The sequence below is a fragment of the Streptomyces sp. NBC_01515 genome, assembly GCF_045040345.1.
Classification (GTDB): domain Bacteria; phylum Actinomycetota; class Actinomycetes; order Streptomycetales; family Streptomycetaceae; genus Streptomyces.
The window spans coordinates 1063550-1085517 of sequence record NZ_CP109416.1; the positions used below are offsets into that span (position 1 = coordinate 1063550).

16 protein-coding genes are annotated in these 21968 nt (G+C 71.3%); 9 read left to right on the forward strand and 7 right to left on the reverse strand.

Translation table 11 applies throughout. The features are described from left to right. Positions 1-8 precede the first annotated feature (8 nt). A complete protein-coding gene (locus OG407_RS04420; RefSeq protein ID WP_405855176.1) occupies positions 9-1244 on the forward strand; it encodes a DUF4032 domain-containing protein in 1236 nt (411 codons plus the stop codon). A gap of 6 nt (positions 1245-1250) precedes the next feature. Here the strand turns inward: OG407_RS04420 and OG407_RS04425 are convergent, their stop codons facing one another. Beyond that, positions 1251-2288 (reverse strand): LacI family DNA-binding transcriptional regulator, encoded by a 1038-nt coding sequence (locus OG407_RS04425; RefSeq protein ID WP_405855178.1) that lies wholly within the window; start codon positions 2286-2288, stop codon positions 1251-1253. A 183-nt stretch (positions 2289-2471) separates the two neighbouring features. Between OG407_RS04425 and OG407_RS04430 the strand changes: the two genes are divergently transcribed. Beyond that, positions 2472-3257: a TIM barrel protein gene (locus OG407_RS04430; RefSeq protein WP_405855180.1), complete on the forward strand. Its 786-nt coding sequence runs from the start codon at positions 2472-2474 to the stop codon at positions 3255-3257. A 37-nt stretch (positions 3258-3294) separates the two neighbouring features. Next, on the forward strand, positions 3295-4326 hold the full coding sequence (locus OG407_RS04435) for a Gfo/Idh/MocA family oxidoreductase (protein ID WP_405855182.1): 1032 nt from the start codon (positions 3295-3297) through the stop codon (positions 4324-4326). Positions 4327-4344: 18 nt separating this feature from the next. Here OG407_RS04435 and OG407_RS04440 read toward each other — a convergent pair whose 3' ends face one another. Beyond that, positions 4345-5217, reverse strand: coding sequence for a universal stress protein (locus OG407_RS04440; protein ID WP_405855184.1), 873 nt, complete (start codon positions 5215-5217; stop codon positions 4345-4347). 61 nt (positions 5218-5278) lie between these two features. On the opposite strand from OG407_RS04440, the gene OG407_RS04445 reads away from it, so the two are divergent. From OG407_RS04445 to OG407_RS04465, 5 genes are all read left to right on the forward strand, one after another. Continuing rightward, positions 5279-5632, forward strand: a complete 354-nt coding sequence (locus tag OG407_RS04445) for a VOC family protein (protein WP_405855186.1) — start codon at positions 5279-5281, stop codon at positions 5630-5632. Between the two features lie 120 nt (positions 5633-5752). Then, positions 5753-7429: an FAD-dependent oxidoreductase gene (locus tag OG407_RS04450; RefSeq protein ID WP_405855188.1), complete on the forward strand. Its 1677-nt coding sequence runs from the start codon at positions 5753-5755 to the stop codon at positions 7427-7429. Then, the gene (locus tag OG407_RS04455; protein WP_405855190.1) at positions 7426-8883 is read left to right on the forward strand and encodes an ATP-binding protein; all 1458 of its coding nucleotides are present in this window, start codon (positions 7426-7428) and stop codon (positions 8881-8883) included. Before OG407_RS04450 ends, OG407_RS04455 begins: the two co-directional genes overlap by 4 nt. Then, the gene (locus OG407_RS04460; RefSeq protein ID WP_405855192.1) at positions 8880-9230 is read left to right on the forward strand and encodes a UBP-type zinc finger domain-containing protein; all 351 of its coding nucleotides are present in this window, start codon (positions 8880-8882) and stop codon (positions 9228-9230) included. Before OG407_RS04455 ends, OG407_RS04460 begins: the two co-directional genes overlap by 4 nt. Positions 9231-9308: 78 nt before the next feature. Next, the gene (locus OG407_RS04465; RefSeq protein ID WP_405855194.1) at positions 9309-12272 is read left to right on the forward strand and encodes an AAA family ATPase; all 2964 of its coding nucleotides are present in this window, start codon (positions 9309-9311) and stop codon (positions 12270-12272) included. Between the two features lie 9 nt (positions 12273-12281). On the opposite strand, the gene OG407_RS04470 is transcribed toward OG407_RS04465, so the two are convergent. From OG407_RS04470 to OG407_RS04485, 4 genes are all read right to left on the reverse strand, one after another. Beyond that, positions 12282-13508, reverse strand: coding sequence for an SGNH/GDSL hydrolase family protein (locus OG407_RS04470; RefSeq protein WP_405855196.1), 1227 nt, complete (start codon positions 13506-13508; stop codon positions 12282-12284). Then, on the reverse strand, positions 13505-15871 hold the full coding sequence (locus tag OG407_RS04475) for a glycosyl hydrolase family 95 catalytic domain-containing protein (RefSeq protein ID WP_405855198.1): 2367 nt from the start codon (positions 15869-15871) through the stop codon (positions 13505-13507). The genes OG407_RS04470 and OG407_RS04475 overlap by 4 nt, the downstream gene beginning before the upstream one ends. A 22-nt stretch (positions 15872-15893) precedes the next feature. Next, entirely contained in the window at positions 15894-17693 is a 1800-nt protein-coding gene (locus tag OG407_RS04480; protein WP_405855200.1) for an alpha-galactosidase D, read from the reverse strand. A 76-nt stretch (positions 17694-17769) separates the two neighbouring features. After that, positions 17770-18942: an ROK family protein gene (locus OG407_RS04485; RefSeq protein WP_405855202.1), complete on the reverse strand. Its 1173-nt coding sequence runs from the start codon at positions 18940-18942 to the stop codon at positions 17770-17772. A 135-nt stretch (positions 18943-19077) separates the two neighbouring features. On the opposite strand from OG407_RS04485, the gene OG407_RS04490 reads away from it, so the two are divergent. Then, on the forward strand, positions 19078-19821 hold the full coding sequence (locus OG407_RS04490; protein WP_405855204.1) for a hypothetical protein: 744 nt from the start codon (positions 19078-19080) through the stop codon (positions 19819-19821). A 72-nt stretch (positions 19822-19893) separates the two neighbouring features. On the opposite strand, the gene OG407_RS04495 is transcribed toward OG407_RS04490, so the two are convergent. Next, positions 19894-21699, reverse strand: coding sequence for a M4 family metallopeptidase (locus tag OG407_RS04495; RefSeq protein ID WP_405855206.1), 1806 nt, complete (start codon positions 21697-21699; stop codon positions 19894-19896). Positions 21700-21968: the final 269 nt, after the last annotated feature.

Consider the following 21968-nt stretch of genomic DNA (forward strand, 5'->3'; position numbering starts at 1 on the left):
GTCACCCCATGGCACTGCAGATCAACGCGACGAACCCGGAGCATCCGGTCCTCCTGCTGGAACTGCCCTGGGACGTCCCCCTGGAGGAGTGGCCGGACGAGTACCTGGTGCCGCTGCCGCGCGGCATCTCCCGCCACGTCGTGCGCTACGCCCGCGCCGGCAGCGAGGTCATAGCCGTCAAGGAGCTGGCCGAACGGCCCGCGCTGCGCGAGTACGAGCTGCTGCGCGACCTGGACCGGCTCGGCATCCCCGCGGTCGACCCCCTCGCGGTGGTCACCGGGCGCGTCGACGCCGACGGCGAGGCGCTGGAGCCGGTGCTGATCACCCGGCACCTGGGCGGCTCGATGCCGTACCGCTCGATGTTCGAGACAACGCTGCGGCCGGCCACCATGCACCGGCTCATGGACGCCCTCGCGGTGCTGCTGGTGCGGCTGCACCTGGCCGGGTTCGCATGGGGCGACTGCTCGCTGTCGAACACCCTGTTCCGGCGGGACGCGGGCGCCTACGCCGCGTATCTGGTGGACGCGGAGACCGGCGACCTGCACCCGGCGCTGAGCAACGGGCAGCGCGACTACGACCTCGACCTCGCCCGCGTGAACATCAGCGGGGAGCTGCTCGACCTGGAGGCGTCCGGGGCGCTGCACCCGTCCGTCGACCCGATCGAGTTCGGCATGGAGATCTGCGCCCGCTACCAGAGTCTGTGGGAGGAGCTGACCCGCGTCTCGGTGTACCCGGCGGGCAAGTACCACTTCATCGAACGCCGGATCCGGCGCCTGAACGAACTCGGCTTCGACGTCGCCGAGATGCAGATCGAGCACTCCTCCAACGGCGACACGGTCACCTTCGTCCCGAAGGTCGTCGACGCGGGCCACCACCAGCGTCAACTGCTGCGCCTGACCGGCCTGGACGCCGAGGAGAACCAGGCACGGCGGCTGCTCAACGACCTGGAGTCCTGGATGGCCACCCAGGACGACTACGCCCCGGGCGATCCCCTCGCCGCCCGGCCCGAGGTGCTCGCGCACCGGTGGGTGCGGGACGTGTTCCGGCCGACCGTGCGGGCCGTACCGCTGGAACTGCGCGGCTCCATGGACCCGGCCGAGATCTATCACGAGCTGCTCGAACACCGCTGGTACATGTCCGAGCACGCCCAGCACGACATCGGTCTGGACATCGCGGTCGAGGACTACCTCAAGAACATCCTGCCGAAGGTGCGCGAGACGCTGGCGCCGACCACCCCGGAGTGACCCGGGTCAGCCCGTAGCAGGCGGGGCCGTCGTGCCGCGGACGACGAGCCGCGGCGGAACCACACTCTCCCCCTCCGCTACGGCCTCCCCGTCCAGGCGGGCGATGGCGCGGCCGACGGCCAGTTCCGCGAGGCGCGGGATGTCCTGGGCGACGGTGGTGAGATCGATGTGGGCGAGCCGGGACAGGCTGGTGTCGTCGAAGCCGACCACGGAGATCTCGCCGGGGACGGAGACACCGGCGCGCAGGAGGGTGTCGAGGACGCCGGTGGCGCAGCGGTCGTTGAAGGCAAGTACCGCGCCGGGCCGGGAAGTTGAGACTTCGGCGAGCAGGGTACGAGCGCCCCGCGCGCCGTCGTCCTCGGTGAGCCCGCCGGCCAGCACACGGACGTGGTTGTCGAGGCCGTGGCGGTGCATCGCGGTGCGGTAACCGCGGCGGCGGTCGGCGGCGCCGGGCGCCCGGCCACCGTCGATGTGGGCGATCGCGCGGTGACCGAGCGCGACCAGGTGGTCCACGGCCTGACGGGCGCCCTCGTCGTCGGCGGTGCGGACGACGTCCACGGCAGGCGGCGCGGGCCGCAGCCGCCGCGCCACCGAGACCACCGGGACCTGGGTCGCGAGGTGCGCGAGGCGGGCGGCCGGGACCTCGGGGCCGAGCAGGACGAGCGCCTCGCACCGGTCGGCGAGCAGCGCCTCCACGGCCTGCCGCTCACCGCGCGTGGGGGCGACCGCGCTCAGGGCCACCTGGTAGCCGGCGGGTTCGGCGGCAGCGTAGATGCCTTCCACCAGGTCGGTGTGGAAGGGATGGCGCAGCCCGAACTGCACGCCCAGGAGGCGTGAGCGGTTGCTGCGCAGCACCCTGGCCCGGGTGTCGGGCCGGTAGCCGATCTCCTCGGCGGCCTTGAGCACCCGCTCACGGGTGGTCGCGCTCGCGCCGTAGGCCCCGCGCATCACGATGGAGACCAGCGCGACGGAGACGCCCGCCCGGGCCGCGACATGGGCCAGCGTGGGCCGCTTTCCGTCGGGGACCGCGGGGGTGGTCGGCACGGTTGTCCTTCCGGTCGAGGTGTCGTTGCGTTTCGGGATCGTAGCCGCTCCGAAAAGTGTGCAACATCGCTGCTCCGAAGGTACTGCAACGTTCTAGAAACTTGCCCGGCGAAGTCTTGACACAGGAATCCAGCAGTGGCGTACTACTGCCATCTAGAACGTTCTAGAAGAGGGCGAGCAGTCATGTACACGTTGGCGGTCTGTGCCGAGATGGTCTTCCGGGACCTGCCGGTCCACGAGCGGGCGCGGCGCATCCACGAGGCCGGTTTCCAGGTCGAGATCTGGGACTGGACCCGGCACGATCTGGACGCGCTCACGCGGACCCCGGCCGAGTTCTCGTCGATGACGGGCTACATCCGGGGCAGCCTCACCGACGAGGCGGGCGCCGCCGAACTCCTGCGCACCGCCGAGGAGTCGGTGAAGGCCGCCGATCAACTGGGCTGCCCCCGGCTGAACTTGCACGGCACCGGCCTCGACTCCGAGGGCCTGCCGGTGGTTCCGGTGACGGGCGAGCCCACGGGCGCGATGTGGATCGCCGCCCACCGCACCCTGACCCGCCTCGCCGAGCTGGGCGAGAGCGCCGGAGTCACCTTCACGCTGGAGAACCTGAACGCCGCGGTCGACCACCCGGGCGTCCCGTTCGCGACGGCCGCCGACACCCTGGCCCTGGTCAAGGCGGTGGACCGGCCCGGCCTGCGCATGAACCTGGACCTGTACCACGCACAGATCGGCGAGGGGAACCTCATCGAACTCGTCCGCAAGGCCCACGAGTTGGACCTGATCGGCGAGATCCAGGTGGCGGACGTACCCGGCCGCCAGGAGCCCGGCACCGGCGAGATCAACTACCCGGCGATCGCCCGCGCCCTCGCCGACATCGGCTACGACGGCACAGTCGCGATGGAGGCCTGGGCCTCGGAGAGCGAGAGCGAGCGCGCCCTGGACCGCTTCCGCACCGCGTTCACGGTCTGACCCGCCCCGGATTCACACGGCACCAGGGAGAACCCCCATGACCACCCAACTGCCCCTCACCATCGGCCTCGTGGGCGCGGGCCGCATGGGCTCCTTCCATGCCGAGACCCTCGCCCGCCGGCTGCCCGGCGTCCGTCTCGCCGCCGTGGCCGACCCGGCCCCGGGCGCCGCACGGCGCCTGGCCGACCGGCTCGACTGTCCCACGGCGTACACCGAGATCGGCGACCTGCTCGCGGATCCGGAGGTCGACGCGGTGGTCATCTCGACGCCGGCCCGCACCCACGCGGACCTGGTCGTGGCGGCGGCCCGAGCGGGCAAGGCCGTCTACTGCGAGAAGCCGATGGCGACCACCCTCGCGGACGCCGACCGCGCCATCGCGGCCGCCGCCGAGGCGGGCGTACCGCTCCAGATCGGCTTCAACCGCCGCTACGACGCCGGGTTCCGGGCCGCGCACGACAAGGTGGCGGCGGGCTCGATCGGCACCCCGCAGCTGCTGCGCTCGCTCACCCGCGACCCGAAGCTGGCCGACCCGGCCCCCATCCCGCCGTGGACGATCTTCCTCGAAACCCTCATCCACGACTTCGACACCCTGCGCTTCCTCAACCCCGGTTCCGAGCCGGTCGAGGTCTTCGCCATGGCCGACGCCCTGGTCCGCCCCGACTTCAAGGACCGCGGCCTGCTCGACACGGCCGTCGTCACCATCCGCTTCGACAACGGCGCCCTCGCCACCGCCGAGGCCAACTTCCAGGCGGTGTACGGCTATGACGTACGCGGCGAGGTCTTCGGCTCGGCGGGCATGCTGACGATGGGCGACATCCGGCGCACCCATCTGACGTCCTACGGAGCGGACGGCATCGCGGCCGAGACCGTCACCTACGACCAGGACCTGTTCTACGACGCGTACGTAGCCGAGCTGGCCGACTTCGCCGAGACGGTCCGCACCGCCCGCACCCCGTCGGCCACCGGCGAGGACGCGCGCGCCGCGCTGACGATCGCGCTGGCGGCGATCCGGTCGGTGGAGAAGGGCGTGCCGGTGCGCATCGAGGAGATCCGCGCCGAGGCCAACTGACCGAGTTCTCCTGAGGGTTCAGGACGTCGGCACCACGGCCACCGGGCACTCCGCGTGGTGCAGCACCCCGTGCGCGACCGAGCCGATCCGCGCGCCCACCGCCGTACGACGGGCGCGCCGCCCGACGACCATCAACTGGGCGCGCCCCGCGAGCGACAGCAGCACCTGCCCCGCGCTGCCGATCTCCACGTGCTCGACCACGGGCACGTCGGGGAACCGCTTCCGCCACGGCGCCAGCGCCTCGGCCAGGCCCTTCTTCTCGTACGGCTCCAGGCCACCGGCCTCGTCGAGGAGCCGCAGGGAACCGGGGCTGTAGGCGAACACCGGCGGCAGGGTCCACGCCCGTACGGCACGGACCGTCGCGCCCCGCGCCGCCGCCGTCTCGAAGGCGAAGCCCAGCGCGGCGGCGCTGTCCTCGGGGTCCCCCTGCTGGCCCACGACGATCTCGCGCCCGGCGGCCTCCCCGGCCGCTTCGTCCCCGGCGCGCACGAGCACGACGGGCCGTACGGAGTCGGCGATGACCTGCTGGCCGACGGAACCGAGCAGGAAGCCGACGACGGGCCCGTGGCCGCGCGAGCCGAGGGCCAGGAGTTCGGCCTCGGCAGCGGCGGCGGTCAGCGCGTCGACGGGGTCGCCCTCCAGGACGTCGGTGGTGATGTCCAGACCGGGGTGGCGTTCGGCGACCTCCCGGGCGGCCCCGGCCGCAGCGTCCCGTACCCAGCGGTCCTGGGTCTCCCGGTCCCCCGCGTCGAGGGCGTGATGTTCCTCGTACCGCCAGACATGCACCACCCGCAGCGCCAGCCCCCGCCGTACGGCCTCCCGGCCCGCCCAGGCGAGTGCGGCGAGACTCTCCGCCGATCCGTCGACGCCTGCGGTGATCGGTCGTGTCATGCGGTGGCCTCCCGGTGGTGCGGTCACGTGCGTCGGGCCCAGTCTTCACTACGGTGCCCGCATGACCTTGGAGTGGGAGCAGGTAGTGGTGGACGCGGCCGACCCCGTCACGCTGGGACGCTGGTGGGCCGAGGCCCTCGGGTGGGTGGTGGTGGGCGAGGCGCCGGACGAGTTCGAGATCCGGCCCGAGCCGGAACGGCTGCCCGGGCTGCTCTTCGTGCCGGTGCCGGAGGGGAAGACGGTGAAGAACCGGCTGCATCTGGACTTCCGCCCCGACGACCAGGAGGCCGAGGTGATCCGGCTGCTGGCCCTGGGCGCGCGGACCGCGGACGTCGGGCAGGGCGAGCAGTCGTGGGTGGTGATGGTGGACCCGGAGGGGAACGAGTTCTGCGTGTTGCGCTCCCGGCGCCCCTGAGGCCCCCGTCTCGGGTGTAGCGGAGCGCGACACGGCGATCGACCATACGATGGTGGGGAGCCGGCGCGGTGACAACGGCGCCGCCGTGCCGTGAAGCCGACCACTCGGGGTGGGAGACGTATGGCACAGGCCGCCGAAGCCGCGCGGACCGTCATCATGACCGTTGACGACGATCCGGGAGTATCCCGTGCCGTCGCCCGTGACCTGCGGCGGCGCTACGGCGAGTCGTACCGCATCGTGCGCGCGGAGTCCGGCGAGTCCGCGCTGGACGCGTTGCGCGAGCTGAAGCTGCGCGGGGATCTCGTGGCCGTGATCCTGGCGGACTACCGCATGCCGCAGATGAACGGGATCGAGTTCCTGGAGCAGGCCCTCGACGTCTATCCGGGCGCGCGCCGGGTGCTGCTGACCGCGTACGCGGACACGGACGCGGCGATCGACGCGATCAACGTCGTGGACCTCGACCACTATCTGCTGAAGCCCTGGGACCCGCCGGAGGAGAAGCTCTACCCGGTCCTGGACGACCTCCTGGAGGCCTGGCGGAACAGCGACTACCGGCCCGTGCCCGCCACGAAGGTCGTCGGGCACCGCTGGTCGGCGCGCTCCTCGGACGTGCGGGAGTTCCTGGCCCGCAACCAGGTGCCGTACCGCTGGTACTCGGCCGACACCCCGGAGGGCCTGCGGCTGCTGTCGGCCGCCGGGCAGGACGGGCAGCGGCTGCCGCTCGTCATCACCGCCGAGGGGAACGTGCTGGTCGAGCCGGAGGCGACCGAACTGGCCGCCGAGGTCGGGCTCGCGACCACACCGACGGCGGACTTCTACGACCTCGTCGTCATCGGCGGCGGCCCGGCCGGGCTCGGCGCGGCCGTGTACGGGGCTTCGGAGGGGCTGCGGACGGTTCTCGTCGAGCGGTCGGCCACCGGTGGGCAGGCCGGGCAGAGTTCGCGCATCGAGAACTACCTCGGGTTCCCCGACGGGGTGTCCGGGGCCCAACTCACCGACAGGGCACGGCGGCAGGCCGGAAAGTTCGGCGCCGAGATCCTGACCGCCCGTGAGGTCACGGGACTTGAGGCCAACGGGTCGGCGCGGGTGGTGCGTTTCGCGGACGGCTCGACGGTCGCCGCGCACGCCGTGATCCTGGCGACCGGCGTGTCGTACCGGCAGCTACAGGCCCCCGGCACGCCCGACCTGACGGGCTGCGGGGTCTACTACGGCTCGGCGCTCACCGAGGCCGCCTCCTGCCAGGGCCACGACGTGTACATCGTCGGCGGCGCCAACTCCGCGGGCCAGGCGGCGATGTACCTGGCCAAGGGCGCCAAGTCAGTGACCCTGCTGGTGCGCGGGGGCTCGCTGGCCGCGTCGATGTCGTACTACCTGATCCAGCAGATCAACGAGGCGGAGAACATCTCCGTGCGCACCGGCACCGTGGTCGACGCCGCGCACGGCTCCGACCATCTGGAGCAGCTCACCCTGCGCGACACCGAGAGCGGGACGACCGAGCTCGTCGACGCGCAGTGGATGTTCGTGTTCATCGGCGCGGCCCCGCTGACCGACTGGCTGGACGGGTCGGTGCTGCGGGACGAGCGCGGGTTCATCCTGTCCGGGCCCGACCTCAGCGCGGACGGGAAGCCGCCCGCGAGCTGGGAGTTGGACCGGGCGCCGTACCACCTGGAGACCAACATTCCCGGCGTGTTCGTGGCGGGCGACGCGCGCGCCGAGTCCGCGAAACGTGTCGCGTCCGCCGTCGGAGAGGGAGCCATGGCCGTGATGCTCGTCCACCGCTACCTGGAGCAGTCATGAGCGGGCAGGTGCTGCCGTGCAGCCCGCAGGAGATCGGCACGCTGTTCCTGTTCGAGAAGCTGACGCCGGAGCAGCTCGGCCGGCTGTGCTGCGACGGGCAGGTGGAGCAGTTCGAGGCCGGGCCCGTCTACACCGAGGGCGACCCCGCGACCTGCTTCTACGTCATGATCGAGGGCACCGTCGTGCTGTCGCGGCGGGTCGGCGGCGACGACGTGGAGGTCAGCCGGACCTCCCAACGCGGCGTGTACACCGGCGCGATGCAGGCCTACATCGGGGACCGGGTGCAGCAGGTGTACCTCAACTCGATGCGGGTGACGGAGCCGACGCGGTTCTTCGTGCTGCCGGCCGAGACGTTCGCGGCCATCATGAGCGAGTGGTTCCCGATGGCGGTGCACCTCCTGGAGGGCCTCTTCTTCGGTTCGAAGAGCAGCCAGTTGGCGATCAGCCAGCGTGAACGGCTGCTGGCGCTGGGCTCGTTGTCGGCCGGGCTGACGCACGAGCTCAACAACCCCGCCGCCGCTGCCGTCCGGGCCACCTCGACGCTGCGCGAGCGGGTGGCGAAGATGCGGCACAAGCTGCGCGTCATCTCCTCCGGCCCGTACTCGCGGGAGGACCTCGCCAACCTCATCGACATCCAGGAGCGCACGGCCGAACGCGTCGCCAAGGCACCGACGTTGAGCCCCCTGGAGGCCTCGGACCGCGAGGACGCGCTCACGGACTGGCTCGACGACCACGGCATCATGCAGGCCTGGCAGATCGCGCCCACGTTCGTGCAGGCCGGTCTCGACATCGACTGGCTGGACCAGGTCGCGGCGGCCGTGGACGAGGACGTCCTCCAGGCGGCGGTCGGCTGGCTCAGCTACACGGTCGAGACCGAGCTGCTGATGACGGAGATCGAGGACTCCACCACCCGGATCTCGAACCTGGTCGGCGCCGCGAAGCAGTACTCGCAGCTGGACCGCGCGCCCTACCAGGTCGCCGATGTGCACGAACTCCTCGACAGCACCCTGCTGATGCTCGGCGGGAAGACCGGCGACCGGATCAAGGTCGTCAAGGACTACGACCGCACGCTCCCGAAGATCCCGGCCTACCCGGCGGAACTCAACCAGGTGTGGACCAACCTGATCGACAACGCGGTCTCCGCCATCAACAGCACCGGCGGGGAAGGCACGTTGACGGTGCGGACGGCGCTGGTGCACGACCAGCTGATGGTCGAGTTCCGTGACACGGGCCCCGGTGTGCCGCAGGAGATCCGCAGCCGTATCTTCGATCCGTTCTTCACCACCAAGCCGGTGGGCGAGGGCACGGGGCTCGGTCTGGACATCTCCTGGCGGATCGTCGTCAACAAGCACCACGGCACCCTCCAGGTGGAGTCGGTGCCGGGCGACACCCGCTTCCAGGTCCTGCTCCCCCTCACCGCCGTCGACGACGAGACGCCCGAGGAGTCCGCATGAGCGACATCACCGGAATCGACCCCCAGGTCCCGCCGAGCGGCGCCGGGTGCGTGGAGTGCGACGCGGACCAGGGCTGGTGGTTCCATCTCCGGCGGTGCGCGCAGTGCGGTCACGTCGGCTGTTGCGACGACTCCCCCGCCAAGCACGCCACGGCCCACTACCAGTCCACGGGACACCCGTTCATCCAGAGCTACGAACCCGGCGAGGACTGGTTCTGGAACTTCACCACCTCCGAGCTGTACGACTCCGGTCCCGAACTCACCGCCCCGGTGAGCCACCCTAAGGACCAGCCGGTGCCGGGTCCCGCGGGACGCGTTCCGGCGAACTGGGCCGAGACCCTGCGCTGAACCCCGGCCCGCCGGGCGGGGACCGTCTCCCGCCCGGTGGCCAGGTGCGTTGTCAGTGGCGCGTGCCAGGATGGGGGCGTGACGTCATCCGTGGCAGCAGCACCGCTCATCGGCCGGGACGAGGAACTCGCCCGCCTCGCCGGTGTGCTGGAGCGCGCCCGCGCGGGTACGGCCGGGGCGGTGCTGATCGCCGGGGACGCGGGCGTCGGCAAGACCCGGGTCCTGGACGAGATCGCCGGGCGGGCCACGGCCGCCGGGATGACGGTCCTCACCGGGCACTGCGTCGACCTCGGTGACGTCGGTCTGCCCTATCTCCCCTTCACCGAGATCCTCGGTGTCCTCGCCGACGACGAGCGCTTCGCCGCCGCGCTGGCCGCGCATCCGGCGGTCGACCGGCTGCTGGGCGCCGGTTCGGACGCGGCGCGGGACGCGGGCGGCCGGCTGCGGCTCTTCGAGGGCATCGCCGGACTCCTCGCCGACCTCTCCGACATCGCTCCCCTGCTCCTGGTCCTGGAGGACCTGCACTGGGCCGACCAGTCCTCCCGGGACCTGCTCCGCTTCCTGCTCAGCCGCGGCATCCTCCAGCGCCCGGCGGGCGGCGCGCCCACCCACCGCCTCGCGGTGTTCGCGTCGTACCGCGCGGACGACCTCCACCGCCGCCATCCCCTACGGCCCCTGCTGGCCGAGCTGGTGCGGCTGCCCGCCGTGGAGCGACTGGAGCTGCGGCCCATGGGGGACGCGGAGGTCGCCCGGCTGGTGCGCGCGCTGCGCACGGGTCCGGTGCCGGACGGCACGGTCCGCCGGATCGTCGAGCGCGCCGAGGGAAACGCCTTCTACGCCGAGGAGTTGCTCGCGGCGAGCGACATGGAGGCGGGCGGGGTGCCGAGCGGTCTGGCCGACGTCCTGCTGATCCGTTTCGAGCAACTCTCCGACACCGCCCAGCAGGTGCTGCGCACCGCCGCCGTCGCCGGGCGCCGCGTCGAGTACGACCTGCTGCGGGACGCGGTCCAACTCCCCGAGGACGAGCTGGAGTCGGCGCTCCGCGAGGCCGTCGAGCGACAGCTCCTGGTCCCCGGGCACGCCGACACGTACTCCTTCCGGCACGCTCTCGCCCGCGAGGCGGTGTACGCAGACCTCCTCCCCGGCGAGCGCTCCCGGCAGCACGGCGCGTTCGCCCGTCTCCTCGCCTCGCGCGGTCACCCGGCCGAGAGCGCGGCGGAGCGCGCCCACCACTACCGCGAGAGCCACGACCTGGCCGAGGCGCTGGCCGCCTCCCTGGAGGCCGCCGACCACGCCCAGCGCGTCGGCGCACCCGCCGAGGAGCTGCGGCATCTCGAAACCGTCCTCGATCTGTGGTCGTCGGTCGACACCGCGGCCCGGCCCTCGGGCGAGGGCATCGGCAGTGTGACCCTCACCCTGCGCGCGTCTGCGGCGGCAGCCCACGCCGGGGACTCGCACCGCGCGGTGTCCCTGACCCGGTCCGCGCTCGCCGGGATCGGCCAGGACACGGACTCCGAGCTGGCCGCGCGGGTCCGCTACACCCTGGCCGGCAATCTCATGGGCGTCGACAGCCTCACGGCCGCGTTCGCGTACAGCAGCGAGGCGCTGGCGATGATCCCCGCCGAACCGCCCTCCCGGACCTGGGTGTGGGCCGCGGCCACCCATGTGCTGGCGGCCCGTCAGGTCGGCGAGAACGAGATCGCGCTGCGGATCGCCCGCCAGGCCCTGCGCACCGCCGAGGAACTCCAACTGACCGACGCCCGGGCCGACTTGCTGATCTCGCTGGCCACGCTCGAAAAGGGCGGCCGGCGCACCCGGGAGGGCCGGGAGCGGCTCGCGCAGGCACGCGAACTGGCCCGGCAGGCCGGGCACTCCCCCGTGGAGATGCGCGCCCTGTTCCATCTCGCGATCGGCAGTTTCGAGTCCGGGGACCTGGAGGAGTCGCTGCCCTGGCTCGCCGAGGGCCTGGACCGGGCCCGTCGCGCCGGACTGCTCTCGTCGCCGTATCCGCTGGAGATGCGCTATCTCCAGCTCCTGGTGCTGTACACGCTGGGCCGCTGGGACGAGTGCGTGAAGGTGGCCGCGAGCGACGCGGACGTGCTGCCGCACGCGGGCGGTTTCACCATGGGGCCCGCGCTGTATGTGGCGCTGGCGCGCGGTGACTTGGGGGCGGTGGAGCGGGCCCGGGCCCTGCTGGAGGGGCCGTTCGACTGGATGGCCGCGATGGTCGCGGGCATCGTGCTCACCGACGCGGCTGCCTTCGAGGGCGACCCGGGGGCGGCCGTGGAGCGGATGCGTGCCGCGGTCACGGCCCTCACCGACGACTCCGGCCGGCGTCCCGACCTGACGGTCCGGCTCGCCGCCCTCGCCCTGGCCGCGCTCGCCGACAAGGCCACCGCGCTACGGCTGACCGGGGACGAGGCGGGCGTGCGCCGCTGGACGGACACCGCGACGGAACTCGTCGAGCTGGCCCGGTCCGTGGCCGACGCGGGTGGCGAGGCCCGACCCCAGGGCCCGGAAGGACAGGCGTGGCTGGCCCGCGCCGAGGCCGAGTGGACACGGGCGGCCACCGGACCGGACGCGGCGGCCTGGGAGAAGGCGGTGGCCGCGTTCGACTACGGCGATGTCTATGAACGGGCGCGCTGCCAATTCCGTTTCGCGGAGGCCCTGTTGGCGGCCGACCGCCGTGAGGAGGCGACCGCCCAGGCCCGTGCGGCACGGGAGACGGCCGCCCGGCTCGGTGCCGCGCCCCTGCTCGCGCGGCTGGACACGCTGATCCGCCGTGGCCGCCTGGGCGACCCGGCGCAGGACACCGGGGACCGCCCCTCGCCGCTGACGGCCCGCGAGCGGGACGTGCTGCGACTGCTCGCCCTCGGGCGCAGCAACCGCCAGATCGGCGAGGAGCTGTTCATCACCGGCAAGACGGCGAGCGTCCACGTCTCCAACATCCTCGCGAAGCTGGGCGCCGCGAGCCGTACGGAGGCGGTGGCGATCGCCTATCGCCAGGGACTGATCACCCCCGAGGCGACGGCGTCCGGCTGACTCCGGCGTTCACTTCGCGCAGTCGAGACTCTTGAGGTCGACGGCGTCGGCCATGGCCGCCATCCCCTTGTCGTTGGGGTGGAGATGGTCACCGCTGTCCAAGAAGGGGAGCATCCTCTCCTGGTCGTAGGGGCTGCGCAGGATGTGGTCGAAGTCGGTGACCGCGTCGAACTCCCCGCCGCTCCTGATGAATTGGTTGACCTCCTGGCGGACCGCCTCGGCCGCCGGGTCCCATTCGGACCAGCCCTTGAACGGGCCGACCGTGGCGCCGACGACACACTTCCCGGCCGCGTGCGCCCGCTCGATGATCTCGCGGTAGCCCGCGATCATGTCCTGGGCGGTGACGCCGGAGTGGGCCTTGATGTCGTTGACGCCCTCGAAGAGGAACACGGCGCGGACGCCGGGCTGGGACAGCACATCGCGCTGCAGCCGGTTGCGGGCGCTCTCCCCGGCGCCGTCGGCGAGGACCTTGTTGCCCGAGATCCCTTCGTTGGCCACGCCCTTGACGGCCGTGTCGGCGCGCGCGAGCCGCCGGGCCAGGTAGTCCGGCCAGCGCCGGTTGAGGTCCGACGTGGACGCCCAGCCGTCCGTGATGGAGTCGCCGAGCGTGACCACGGCACCGATGCCCGCGCTCGGCCGTACGGAGACGGCGTCGAGGTAGTACCAGGATCCGGTGGTGCCCGTCCAGGCGGCGGCGCCTTCCTCGCCGGTGTGGTCGCCCTGGGAGATGTACGACGTCTGCATGGCCATGCCGTGGCCGGTCGCCGGGCCCGCCGCGTCCGGGGAGTGGATGCTGACCACCAGGTTGGTCGCGGCGGGCGTCTTGCCGGAGAGCGGGTCGCTGTAGGCGACCGCGCCCGCCGGGATCGTGACCGACTTCGCGCCGTCGAAGGTGAGCCGCCGGTTGGAGCCGGGGACGAGCGCGGCGCCCGTCCGCTGCACACCGGCGTGGACGTCGTCGAAGGTCAGCGGCCGGTCGCCGAAGGCGTTGGAGAGCCGGATCCGCAGATCGCTGCCGGCCACGCTGGTGTGCACGATCAGCCGGTATCCGCGGTCGGCGACGCCGTCGCCCAGGTGGTCGGCGCTCGCTCCCCAGGTGATGACGGATGTCGGGTTCTTCAATGCCTTCACCTGTGTGGCTGCCTGGGGTTGTGCGTGTGCGGGGCCGGCCTGGAAGGCGGCGACGAGCAGGAGAAGTGCGGCCGTACGGCGCAGTCGTGCCCGTCGGGCCGTCACCGGGCGAAGTCCCGCAGCGTGACGGACGCGCCCGGTGTCAGGCGCACCGTCCGTGTGGTGTCGCCGAAGGCCACCGTCGTGGTCCGGCCGTTGATGCTGCGGATCTTCACCTCGGTCGGTTTCCCGTTGCGCCAGTGGAGGTCGACGACGAAGCCGCCGCGGGCGCCGACCCCCGTGACGGAGCCGGACGCGGCCCAGGCGTCGGGGAGGGCGGGGAGGAGTTCCAGGTGGCCCGGGCGGGAGTAGAGCAGCATCTCGATGATCGCGGCGGGGGTGCCGAAGTTGGCCTCGATCTGGAAGATGCCGCGGCCCACCTCGACCTGGTAGATGTCGAAGAGGTTGGAGGCGGTGCCGTTGCTCCCGTCGGTGGACGGCCGAAGGTTGTTGACGACCAACTGGTAGGCCTTCTCGGCGTTCTTGAGCCGGGACCAGCAGAGACTGCGCCAGGCGTTGGCCCAGCCGAAGCTGTCCATGCCCCGGGCTGTGAGCAGCGCGGTGGCGCCGTCGACGATGTCCTTCGGGGTGGAGCCGTCGGGGCGGATGCGGTCGCCGGGGAAGAGTCCGATGAGCGGCGACAGGTGCCGGTGTGTGGTCTCTCCCAGGTTGTCCGGGGACATCCACTCCTCCAGCCAGCCCGTCTTGGGGCTCACCACCGGGAGGTACAGCTTCTTGCGGAGTCCGGCGATCGTGCCCGCGTAGCCGGTGTCCTTCTTCAACTCGGCTGCCGCGACACAGTAGTTGCCGAACAGCGCCCACACGAGTTCCTGGGCGTAGGTGATGCCCTTCGCGTCGAGCGGCCCCTGTTCGGGCGACCAGTCGCTGTCGGCGATGAGCACCTCCTTCGAGCTGCCGGGCAGGGTGGTGGTGAGCAGCCGCGCCTCCCAGAACTCGACGGCACCCTTGAGGAGCGGGTAGATCTTCGCGAGGTGGGCGCGCGAGCCCGTGAACTCGTAGTGCTCCCAGAGGGTGTTGCTCAGCCAGGCGTTACCGGCCGGGTGCCACCACCAACCCCCGCCGCCGTACGGGTTGGTGGAGATCGCGACGGTCCAACCGGCGTTCTTGCCGCTGGAGTTGCGGTAACGGTTGCGGGAGTCGTTGAAGAGCCTGCGCGTGAGGTCGGTCCAGTCGGGGAGCTGGGCGACGCAGTAGTCGGTGAACGCGTCGAAGCACTGGGACAGTCCGGCGCGGTCCGCCATCCAGTAGTTCATCTGGATGTTGATGTCGGTGTGGTAATCCCCCATCCAGTCGGGGTCGTTGCCGTCGAGCCAGTTTCCCTGGAGGCCCATCGGCAGACTCCCCCGGGAGCCGGCGATCATCAGATACCGGCCGAACTGGAGGTAGGCGGCTTCGAGTTCCGGGTCCGGCTCGCCGTCCCGGGCGCGGGCCTGGACGCGCTCCCAGGTGTCCAGTGCGCGCTGGTCGGCGGTCGAGGTGCCGAGCGAGATGTCCAACTGCCCGAACAACGCGCCGTGGTCGGCGACATGAGTGCGCAGCAGGGTGTCCGCCGAGTGCTTGGCAGCCGCGCTCACCTTGGTGCGGGCCAGCTTCTGCGGGTCGAGGGACGGATCGCGGTAGTGGGCCGCCGCGTTGGGCGCGTAGTTGGTGCCGCCGCTCAGTACGACGGTGACGTCCTTGCAGCCGGAGAAGGCGACGCGCGAGCCGGTCACCGTGACGCTGCCGCCGGTGCCGTACGCGGTGACGGCTGCGCCGTAGCGCAGGCCGTTGGCGAGGGTGGCGCCGAACGAGCGGGCGTCACCGGCCGGTTCGCCGTGCGTGCCCGCCAGCTCGACGGTGCCGGTGTAGCGTCCGCCGCCGCTCTGGGTGAAGTGCAGGACGATCACGTCGTCGGGGCGGCTGGCGAAGAGCCGCCGCTGGTAGGTCACTCCGGAGCGGACGTACGAGGCGCTCGCCACGCCCTGTTCGAGGTCGAGGGTGCGGCGGTAGCCGGAGACCGCGCCCAGGTCGTGGTCGGGTATGTCGACGGTGAGCCGGGCGAGCAGCGTGAGGGAGCCGAAGTCGGCGCGGCCGTAGGGGAATTGGCCGTCCGAGTCGAGCGTGTCGTTGAGGCCGCCGGTCCACAGGGTGGCGTCGGTGACGAGGAGGACCTCATGGCCGGGGTCGTTGCTCGCGAGGGCGCCGAGGCGGCCGTTGCCGATCGGGAGGCCCTGCTCGATCATCGAGTTGTCGTCGGCCGGGGCCTGCCACCACAGGGTGTGGCGTGAAGTGCCGCTGCTGTACGAGGTGTTGGCGGGTCGCTGCGGCGTCGCCGAGGCGGTGAAGGCGGGCAGGCCGGCGAGGGCGCCGGTGGCCGCGGCGAGGGCGAGCAGATCGCGCCGGGGCAGGTCGGGCAGTGCACTGGACATGGCGGTCTCCGAAAAGGTCGGCTCAGGAGGAGGAGGTGGGCACGTCGATCCGGTCGATGTCCGGCGCGTAGCCCGAACCGCTGTCGAAGGTGATCGTGTTGGCGCCCGCCTTCAGGGTCACCGGCACGCTGACCGTCCCGACGGTCCCCCAGTCGCCGGTGGACGGGAACTTGTGGCTGGTGGCGCCGTTGCCGTTCGCGGAGATGCTCGCCGGGCGGGAGTCACCGCTGACGTAGGCGATCTTCACCTGGTAGGTGCCGGCCTTGGCGACGACGACGTTGTTGATGGTGAGCTTGCCGCCGACGTAGAGGTTGCCGACCTTCTTGCCGCCGGAGCAGGCCGAGCAGTCGGCGATGTCGGCGTTGCCGCCGAGGGTGTTGGTGGTGGCCTCGGCCTCGTAGGCGGTGGTGGTGACGGCGCTGCCGTGCGGGGTGACGGTGAAGAGGCGGGAGCCGTGGGCGGGCAGGGCCTCGGTCACCTTGTTGGTGTAGGTGCCGAGGTCCTCGTGGTTCCAGAGGTCACGGACGGCGGCCTTGCCGGTGAAGCCGAGGGTCGTCCAGTTCGCGGAGACGGCGGCGGGGGCGTCGGCGAGGTTGAACAGGGCGACGGTGTAGGTGCCGTTGGGGTTCTTCGCGGCCCACACCTGCTGGGCGTCGGACGGGGTGACCGGGCGCGCGGGCGGCGCGTCGCTCTGGTCCACGCCGATGACCTCGCGGTTGGTGAGCAGCGAGAGGCCGTAGTCGTCGAGGCGGGCGAGGTCGTCACCGGTGAAGAGCGGGGACTTGGCCACGGCCCAGAGGGTCGCGTAGCTCTGGCGCTCCGCCTTGGTCAGGCCGTCCATCGCGCCGCTGCCGACGTCGAGGGAGTCGAGGTCGTTCCAGCCGCCGGGGCCTGCCTGGCCGGTCCACGCGGGGGCGTCGTCCCAGCGGTCGTCGACCGAATTCTCCCAGCTGACAAGGGTGTTGCAGTAGCACTCGACGTCCGTGTCGATGCGCCAGCCGTTGGAGTACTTCTTCCAGTCGGCGGCGTGCCCGTAGTCCAGGGACCAGGACAGCTCCAGGTGGATGGGGCGTCCGACGGCGGTGATGGCCTTGTTCCAGGCGGCCACGTCGGCAACGTTGTCGTACTGGTCGCCGCTCTTTCCGGACCCCGGGCCGACACCGTCGAGCTTGAGGAAGTCGTAACCCCAGTCGGCGATCAACTGGGCCTGCGAATCGATGTACTTCTGGGTGCAGGGCCGGGAGAAGTCGAGCTTGTACGAGCTGTCCCAGCCGTTCGTGGTGCGCAGGTCGCTGTAGACGATGTCGGCGGTGGTGCAGCCGTCGGCGTTCCAGATCGGTGTCTTGCCGCTGTTGTAGGCCTCCTTCTCCAGGCCCGCCGGGAGATAGATGCCGGCCTTGAGGCCCTTGGAGTGGATGCGGTCGGCGACGGCCTTCATGCCACTGGGGAAACGTTTCGGGTCGGCCTTCTGGCGGCCGTACTGGTCGTACTCGGGCGTCCAGGCGTTGTCGCGCCACCAACCGGCGTCGATGTTGACGTAGTTGTACCCGTACTTCTTCAACTTGCTCGCCAGCGCGTCGGTCTGCTTGTTGACGTTCGCCTCGGTCAGGTAGCTGTAGTCGCCGTCCGGGTTGAGGCCGGGGTACTTGGACGACTGCATGCTCCAACTCGACCAGCCCATATAGGGCTTGGCCGCGACAGCCGTAGCGGTGTCCGCCGTGGGGGTGGCCGCCTCCGCGGCGGGGAAGTAGGTGGCGAAGCCGGCGGTGAGGGCCAGGACCACCATGGCTCTCAGGGCGCGGACAGGCGTGAGGGAGTACATCGTCGGGCTCCTCGTGCGGGTAGGAGTGTGTGGGGCGGGGAGTGCGCGGGTTGGGGGTGGGGGTGTGATCGTGCGGCTAGGTGTCCGATCGGATGAAGGACTGGATCGCGGTCGCGGCGGCCCCGCGCGCCCATTCGTCGAAGGGCAGGGGACGGGTGTGCACGTCGCACCGGGCGGCGGAGCCGAAGGCGGCGGCGGTGAAGGAGTCGCGGATCTGCTCGGCGAACAGGTCGTAGGCGGCCAGGCCCTCGCCGGAGATGATCACGCGTTCGGGGCCGAACAGGTTGACCACGGTCGCGATGCCCCGGCCGATCGCCTCACCGGCCCGCGCGTACACCTCGCGCGCTCCGGCGTCGCCCCGGTGGGCGAGGGCCAACGCCTCGGCGGTGTCGGCGACTTGGACGCCGGTGACCTCGCGGACGCGGGCGACGATCGCGGCGTCCCCGGCGATCGCCTCGACGCAGCCGCGGTTGCCGCAGTGGCACAGGGGCCCGGCGGGATCGACGACCACGTGCCCGATCTCACCGGCCACCCCGTGGGCACCCGCGACGACCCGGCCGTGCACGACCAGTCCGCAGCCGATGCCCGCGCCGACAGTCACCACGGCGAAGTCCGTGAGGCCCGCGCCGGCGCCGAACCACTGCTCGGCGACGGTCAGCGCACGCACGTCGTTGTCGACGGTGACCGGCAACCCCGTTGTCATGGCGGCCAGTTCGGCCAGGCGTACGTCACGCCAGTCCAGGAACGGCGAGTAGCGGACGACCCCTTCGCCGCGGTCCACATCGCCGGAGACCGCGAGCCCGAGGCCGAGCACCCGGATGCCCAGGTCGTCCGCCTCGGTGCGGAGTTCCTGGGCCAGGTCCGCGATCGACGCCAGCACCGCCTTGGGGTCGTGGTCGGTCAGCGGCACATGGCGGGCGACCCGGATGCGGCAGCACAGGTCGGCGAGGACGCCGATGATCTCGTCGCCGGTCACCTTGACCCCGATGAACAACGCCCGCCCGCCGTCGACCCGTACGAGGTTCGCGGGCCGCCCGAGCGCCGGGGGCGCGTCCTGGTCGGCGCCCTCCGCCAGGTACCCGGCCTCCATCAACGGCCGGACCGCCTTGGTCACGGCCGCCGCCGACAGCCCCGCCCGGCGGGCCACCTCAAGACGGGTGAGGGGTCCGTGGGAGAGCACGGTCGTGAAGACCTGTGAGACGGCCGGCGTCTGTGCCGGGAACGACTCGGTGCGGGGGATCGAGCGCATGGCGGGAACCTAGGTCCCTTCATTTCCGTCGTCAATAAAAGAAGCAGGATTCGTCGAAGCGAAGTTGTGAGTCACCTGAGCGGAGCTGATGCCTCCCGAGGCCTCGATGTCAGTGCCGGGCGGCACAATCGCCGTATGACGACGATCGATTGGTCCGAGCTGACCCACGCCTACGGCAGCGCCGAGGACATCCCGGGCCTGTTCGCGCGCCTCGGTGGCACCGAGGACGAGGCCGTGTGGCAGGAGTTGTGGGGCTCTCTGTGCCACCAGGGCTCGGTGTACGACGCGAGCTGGGCGGCGCTGCCCGTGCTCACCGACATCGCGCTCGGCCGGGCGCCGGGCGGGGCGATCCAGGCGGTCACCATGGCCGGGCTGATCACCACGGACCCGGACGAGGAATGCCGTGCGCGGTACACGCACGAGATAGGCCAACTGCTTCATGTCGCACGGGTGTTGCGCGCCGATCCGGGGCAGGACGCGCACACCTTCGTCTATCTGCAGATGGCCGTGCTCGCCTTCGAGGGCGACGACGGGGTGTGGGCCGAGGCGCTGGAGAGGATCAACGCCGAGGAGTACGACCTGGAGTGCCCCGAGTGCGAGGAGGGCCTGTTCGTCGCGTTCGGCTCGTACGGCGTCTTCACCTCGGCCGGTGACTATGTGTCCGGCGCCGACAAAGAGGCCGCGGAGGGGCGGACCGAGCTGATACCGGCCACGCCCGACGGGCTCGACGGCATCGGGGCACAGCTGCACGGCGAGGCGGTCGCGTTCGGACAGACGGAGGTCGCGACGGCGTTGACGTACGTGTTCGGGAAGGCCAGTTGCCCTTCCTGCGAGGCCGTGTTCACGGTGTCCGAGGAGGTCGAGAAGCAGTGGATCTGAGGAGGTCGACAAGCAGCGGGCCGAGGCCGGGCGTCCGGGTGCCCCGCTCGTGGCAGGGCACCCGGACGGTCATCAGTGCCTGGCGGCAGGGGTGTTGTCGACCGTGACGTTCACGGCGGCCCAGGCCTGGTCGACGGTCTTGTACGCCGTGCTGTTCGCGCCGTAGAGGTCCGCCGCGGCCTTCAGCGTCGCGAGGCGGGCGTCGTGGAAGTCGGTGGTGGACACCATGTAGCGGGTGAGCGCGCGGTAGAAGATCGCCGTGGCCTTGGTGCGTCCGATGCCGGTGACGGTCGAACCGTCGTAGGTGGGCGAGTCGTAGGCGAAACCGCCGATCGTCTTGCTGCCGCTGCCCTCCGCGAGGAGGTAGTACGCGTGCGAGGAGACTCCGGAACCGGCGTGCACCTCGGCGTCGTACGTCTGCGGCGACCAGTAGTCGATCGTGCCCTCCAGCTTGTCGAGGGAGGGGTGGTCGAGGCGGCGCAGGAACTTCTGGGCGAGGCCGAGCTTCTCGCCGATCAGGTAGTTCGGCGGGTTCTTGGCGTTGTTGGCGCTGAACTCGACGTTGGAGCCGAAGATGTCCGCGAGGGACTCGTTCAGGGAGCCCGCCTCGCCGTACTGGTTGCCGTCCGCGTCGACGCGGGTGGGCTCCAGCTTGGCGGTGGCGTCCACGACGCCGTGGGTGAGTTCGTGGCCGGTGACGTCGAGGACGACGAGCGGCTTCTTGAACATGTCCCCGTCGCCGTCGCCGTAGAGCATGCAGCCGCAGGTCGAGTCCCAGAACGCGTTGGCCACCTTGTTGCCGAAGTGGACCATGCCGCGGGCGGCCTTGCCGTTGTTCGCTATGCCCTTGCGGCCGAACGTCTTCTTGTAGAAGTCCAGCGTCTTGGTGATGCCGTACTGGGCGTCGACGGCTGCGGTGTCGCGGTGCGAGACGGCGCCGTTGCCCCACTTGTCGGTGGTGCTGGTGAACTTCTTGCCCTGCGCGAAGCTCTCCAGCTCCTTCCCCTTGGCGTCGCGGGTCTCGGTGCCCCAGCGCGTCGGGTCCTTGAGGAGGTAACTGGTGCGCGCCGTACGGGTGGTGGTGAGCGGCACCTTGCCGACGAAGAGGGAGGTGCCGGTGCCCGACGCGGTGACCGGGTAGTGGACCGCGCGCGTCACGGCGGCGGCTCCGGTGAGGGACTTCGGCTCGACGACCGTGCCGGTGGCGGGGTCCATGGTCTCGCCGCGCTCGCGCAGGGTGTCGAGCAGTTTGGGCGAGAGGAACTCGTCGCTGTCGGGGGTGTTGCTGCGGACCTTGCCGGTGACGGCGTCGATGACGACGGTCCGGGTGCCGGTGGCCTCGGCGGTGCTGCTGTCGCTGACGGGTATCCGGTAGGCGAGGACGGCTCCCCCGTCCCGGGCGTCCACCACGAGCTGAGCGGTGCCCGCGTCACCCTTTCCGATGGCGGCGGCCTTCGCCTCGGCCTGACCGGCCGTCAACTCGGGCCGCGTGGTCGCGGGCCGGACACTCTGCTCGGCCGCGCGGGTGACGCCGGTGTAGGCCAGCCGGTGGGACAGATGGACGACGAGGTCGCCGCCGAGGACCGGCATGCCCTGGTGCGTGCGTATGAAGCGCACATGGCGGGCGCCCTCGGGGTCGATCATCACGTCCTGGGCCCGGAGTTCGTCGCCCCGCGTGACACCGGTCGCCGACGCGTGCGCGAACGCGGCGGCCCGCGCGGCCGTGACGACGGACGCGGCACTGGTGCCGGATTCGGTCGAGGCCGTCGCACCGTCCGTCCCCGTGGCCGGTCCCGCGAAGGCCGTGCCGGCCAGCCCCGTGGCGGCCGTCGTCACCGCGACGGCGACCGCCAGGCTGCGTATGTGGGGTCCACGCATGGATGAGGGCTCCTCCGTACGAAGGCGGCCGGGATCACCAACGCCTTGAGACAGGGCGCTGTTGAACGCGCCCACGGGGCTGGTCGGGCCCCGAACCGAAACCCTCACGTATCCACCATGCACATGTAAAGCCGAAATGAACGGTTTTCGAGCGCTTCATGGCAATACTTGGCAAATCCGTATCGCTCAGTGATCAACGAATGACCAACTGTGCGTCAGCTGTGGAGATGTGACGGGACGCGAGAAGGTTGCCTCGCGCCACTGTGATC

Coding starts and splice junctions, on each gene's coding strand:
- OG407_RS04420 (WP_405855176.1), top strand. CDS start 9: ATGGCACTGCAGATCAACGCGACGAACCCGGAGCATCCGGTCCTCCTG.
- OG407_RS04430 (WP_405855180.1), top strand. CDS start 2,472: ATGTACACGTTGGCGGTCTGTGCCGAGATGGTCTTCCGGGACCTGCCG.
- OG407_RS04435 (WP_405855182.1), top strand. CDS start 3,295: ATGACCACCCAACTGCCCCTCACCATCGGCCTCGTGGGCGCGGGCCGC.
- OG407_RS04440 (WP_405855184.1), bottom strand. CDS start 5,217: ATGACACGACCGATCACCGCAGGCGTCGACGGATCGGCGGAGAGTCTC.
- OG407_RS04445 (WP_405855186.1), top strand. CDS start 5,279: ATGACCTTGGAGTGGGAGCAGGTAGTGGTGGACGCGGCCGACCCCGTC.
- OG407_RS04450 (WP_405855188.1), top strand. CDS start 5,753: ATGGCACAGGCCGCCGAAGCCGCGCGGACCGTCATCATGACCGTTGAC.
- OG407_RS04455 (WP_405855190.1), top strand. CDS start 7,426: ATGAGCGGGCAGGTGCTGCCGTGCAGCCCGCAGGAGATCGGCACGCTG.
- OG407_RS04460 (WP_405855192.1), top strand. CDS start 8,880: ATGAGCGACATCACCGGAATCGACCCCCAGGTCCCGCCGAGCGGCGCC.
- OG407_RS04475 (WP_405855198.1), bottom strand. CDS start 15,871: ATGTCCAGTGCACTGCCCGACCTGCCCCGGCGCGATCTGCTCGCCCTC.
- OG407_RS04480 (WP_405855200.1), bottom strand. CDS start 17,693: ATGTACTCCCTCACGCCTGTCCGCGCCCTGAGAGCCATGGTGGTCCTG.
- OG407_RS04485 (WP_405855202.1), bottom strand. CDS start 18,942: ATGCGCTCGATCCCCCGCACCGAGTCGTTCCCGGCACAGACGCCGGCC.
- OG407_RS04490 (WP_405855204.1), top strand. CDS start 19,078: ATGACGACGATCGATTGGTCCGAGCTGACCCACGCCTACGGCAGCGCC.
- OG407_RS04495 (WP_405855206.1), bottom strand. CDS start 21,699: ATGCGTGGACCCCACATACGCAGCCTGGCGGTCGCCGTCGCGGTGACG.